3 protein-coding genes are annotated in these 3,833 nt (G+C 48.2%); 2 read left to right on the top strand and 1 reads right to left on the bottom strand.

Annotated features, from left to right (window positions below; genetic code table 11):
* On the bottom strand, positions 1-166 hold a 166-nt coding region (locus ACTHMC_RS20215; protein WP_440415859.1), incomplete at its 3' end, for a Nif3-like dinuclear metal center hexameric protein.
* A 146-nt stretch (positions 167-312) separates the two neighbouring features.
* Here ACTHMC_RS20215 and ACTHMC_RS20210 point away from each other — a divergent pair.
* Both ACTHMC_RS20210 and ACTHMC_RS20205 read left to right on the top strand, forming a co-directional pair.
* Positions 313-2,025 (top strand): hypothetical protein, encoded by a 1,713-nt coding sequence (locus tag ACTHMC_RS20210; RefSeq protein ID WP_440415858.1) that lies wholly within the window; start codon positions 313-315, stop codon positions 2,023-2,025.
* Positions 2,026-2,989: 964 nt separating this feature from the next.
* On the top strand, positions 2,990-3,833 hold an 844-nt coding region (locus ACTHMC_RS20205), incomplete at its 3' end, for an HlyD family secretion protein (RefSeq protein WP_440415857.1).

Genomic DNA, 3,833 nt, shown 5'->3' with positions numbered 1-3,833 from the left:
TATCAATGGCATCCAGGATCACCTCTTCTGTGGCATCCAGGGTGCAGAGCACGCCGGTACAGTTCCATCCGGCATCGCCGGTGAGCAGGCCGGCATTATCATAACTTTCCTGGAGGGCGGGGGGCGCAATGCCTTCCAGGTAGCTGATCACTTGTTGAATGGTCATGCCGCTAAGGTAGCCATTGCAGGGGCTTTTAATTATTTTATAATCTTTTTAAGGGGGTTTTAATTGGTTTTTTCTTTATTTCGCTCTCCAATTCCTCGGAAAACCGCTTACCAGATATCAGAAGTATCTATAATCCTAAGGAAAAAATGCTTAACCTGAAACCCGGGACTACCATGGTATTCCCCCTTACCCTGTTACTGCTTTTACTGGCATTCCGGCCGGTTATTGCCCATCCGGGCGATTCTTTGTTGACCAGACTGGCGCGTACCAAAAAGCCTGATCAGCAGATCTCCATCCTTCACCAGCTTTATCAACTCACCTGTTTTGAAAATACATATGAGGCAGAAAAATACATGATGTCTGCCATCGATATCGGTATGCGTACAGGCAGTACCGCTAGCCTGGTGAAAAGTTTTAAGTTGCTGGCGTCCCTGTATGAACAACAAAGGAACTTCATGCAGGCGCATCTTTTTTACCAGGAAGCGCAGAAGGCAGCCATCGAAACCGATGTTACGGAGGAGCTCCCTTTGCTTAATTATAATATCGGAGTAGTGCTCTGTCAGCTCGATCGCTATCCCGAAGCCCTTACTTACCTGCAGCATGCTGCACTGGCGGCTCCCAGGCAGCAGGACCTTGCAGGTAAGGCCACCTTATTCCAGGCGCTCTGTTACGAGGAAGCTGATCAAACTGCCAAGGCCAGACTGATCACAGATTCATTGATGGCAGCTGCACAGAAAAACCAGGACCAGGCCCTCCTCTCCTTTTATTATTACCAGTTGCAGGCATTCTGGCATAAACGCAAGGAACTGAACACTGCCATGCCATTGAATGAGGCGGCCATCAATATTTTGCAGGATAATAACGATCATCATTATGCGATCCTCGCTCTCAAGGAAAGAGCCGATATGTATATGGCCATGGACAGTATCGATCAGGCCATCATTTATTATCGCCGTGCATTGAGTGGTATCAATATAGTTGGCGCTTATCATTATCTCAAACCTGCTGTGCTGGATGGACTGGCGGCCAGCTACCGCCTTTCGGCCGATAATATGCTGAGCCAGTCATACGAACGGCAGTCGAAGCTATTGCGTGATAGTCTGGCTGCCCGGGGCAAGGCCGCTACAATGCCCATCCAGAGCGCATCCTATCCCGGTGTACTTCCTTATAAAAAGACCAGCGTAGGCGGTTTGAATCAATGGCAGGGCAGGCTTGCTCCCCTGCTGCTGGTATCGCTTGCAGGCCTTAGTCTCTTTGTGTGGCTTCGCTACAGGAAGGTGAAAGCCAGTATCAATACAGCCAAAGCAAGTGCTCTTGAAGCTGCCAGACGTGTAGCAGAACAGGAGAAACAGATCGCATTGCGCCAGGTATATGAGCAACTGGAAAGAGAAAAACTGGACGCTGCCAATGAGGCCAGGAACCTGGTAGAGCAGGTGAGGGAAGAAGCCAGATCATTGCAGGCACAGATCGCCAGTGCTTCCGTTCAGCTGGCTAACAAGCGGGATTACCTGCAGCAGTTGCAGGAGAAATTGTATACCAGCAATAATGAAGAAAGCCGCCGCATCGCGAGAGAGATCAAGAGCAACCTGAACGACCAGGATTACTGGGCGGAGTTTATCCGCAGCTTCAACCTGCTGCATCAAAACACCATCGATAAGATCACCCGCAAACATCCGGATCTCACCGCCAATGAAGTGAAACTTACCTGTTTTGTGCTGGCAGGTATGAACAACAAGGAGATCGCCAATATTTTTTCAGTGGAGCCGGAAAGTGTTAAGAAAGCAAGATACAGGTTAAAGAAAAAACTGAGGCTGCCGGAAGAAGAAAGCCTGAGAGCTTACCTGGATCAGTTACAATAAGAAAGTTTATCAATCAGCTATAAGAGGCGGCCATAGGGTCGCCTTTTTAATTAGAAGCAGCTTAAAAAAGCTGTTATTGAATATCAGCATGTGCCCAGTAACTCGCATCCCCGTGAGCGACATTTATTCTGTCGCCTCTGGCAACATGATGCTTGCCGGAGGCGAGCCAATATTTGTCACTCGCGTGGACGCGAGCGACTGCCCTCCGAGTAAATGAATGCCTCGAATTGGCATACCAATCCTCCATAATCACCCACGTACCAAATACACTAAGCCGGTATTTTATCACCGCGGCAACTATTGCCCGCCTCAACCACTCCATCCAATTTTATTTTAATCATATATCTTTCTTTCACAGTATCAGTACTGTTACCCTATTCTGTCCCCCATTTGCCTACTCATTTGGATTTTTTTTCAGGTGATCTACTATTTGTCCTCCCCCGTTTTTTTGAAAAAGATTGATATTTCGCAAAATTTGTATCACCAACAAGGAATCCGATCCTATCCAGAAAAACGAACTGCTCCGGCCGGGCTTTTAATTTTACAGCAACGGTAACACACAGGACAGGGCAACATGGACAAATCCATCATTCTATTGAACGAAATCCGGATCTTCTATCCAAATGGAACCAATGGATTCAATGCCTATCAAAACCATACTGATCGTTGTCCTTATTCCTGTTTTAAAGGGACAGGTTTATTAAAGGGTTTAAAAAGTTGGCGGTGTTTACCGCCAACTTTTTTTGCATTAATACCCGTATCATTCCATTCACACCCCCGCTTCAGGTCAAAATATCCAGTTCGCGAATAATTTAAATCTGAACCGGTAATTTGCCCGTATAATTTCTTTCCGTCCTTTCAGAAAACGTTCAGCAACTCTCCCCAGGCCCAGGCCAAAAATATTTTACCGGTACACCTAGTAAAGTTAGTCCGGTTAATTGTTTGTATATAAAACAGCCATCCCATGTCCAGGATCCTTCCGGCCGAGGTAATGCAGCAATCTGCCTATACCTGGCTGCCCCGAATCAAAGTGAAAAGCCAGATCATCTACACCACGGTGCTGGGTGCCATTGTACTGGCCCTGGTTGCCGCCATTTTCATCAAAGTAGACGTGAGCGTGAATGTGCCCGGTATCATTCGTCCGGTTACCGAAAAAACAGAGCTCCGCAGTCTTACCACCGGCTCCATCGCCAAAGTGCTGGTGAAAGACGGACAGAACGTTAAAGCAGGAGACCCCTTACTCCTGATGCAGCAGGATATCACCAACAGCAAACTCAACCAGGCAAATTTTGAGCTCAACAAGCGGAACTCATATATCAATGATCTGCAATTATTGGCCAGCGGTGCCGGTCACCGGGTGAAATCCGGACAGTACCGCCAGCAATACATCCTTCACCAGGCATCCGTCTCCGAGCAGCGGGCACTGGTGGAAAAACTGAAGTCGGATTACAATATGTTCACCAGGCTTTATGACGAGAAGGTGATCGCCAAAAAAGAATTCATTGAAAAGAAATACGCATATGAGCAGGCCAGGGCGGCCTATCAGGCAAGGATAGCCGAACAGCAGGCACGCTGGCAGCAGGAACTGGAACAGGCTCGTGTGGAAGCACAACAATACAGCTCAGGCAAGGACCAGTTGCAAAGGGAGCGCGACCTCCTGGAAATAAAAGCCCCCGTGAGCGGCACCGTGCAACAGTTCAATGGCCGGTATGCCGGAGGCAGCGTGCAGACCGGTGAGTTGCTGGGCTTCATTTCACCGGACTCGGGCATGATCGCAGAAACCTATGTATCACCTGCGGATATCGGTT

The organism is Pseudobacter sp. (genome assembly GCF_051955275.1).
Classification (GTDB): Bacteria; Bacteroidota; Bacteroidia; order Chitinophagales; family Chitinophagaceae; genus Pseudobacter.
This window is presented reverse-complemented; position numbering and strand designations above follow the sequence as displayed.

What these genes read in the sequence shown, in the direction of transcription:
- ACTHMC_RS20210 (WP_440415858.1), top strand. Translation starts at nt 313, where the DNA reads ATGCTTAACCTGAAACCCGGGACTACCATGGTATTCCCCCTTACCCTG.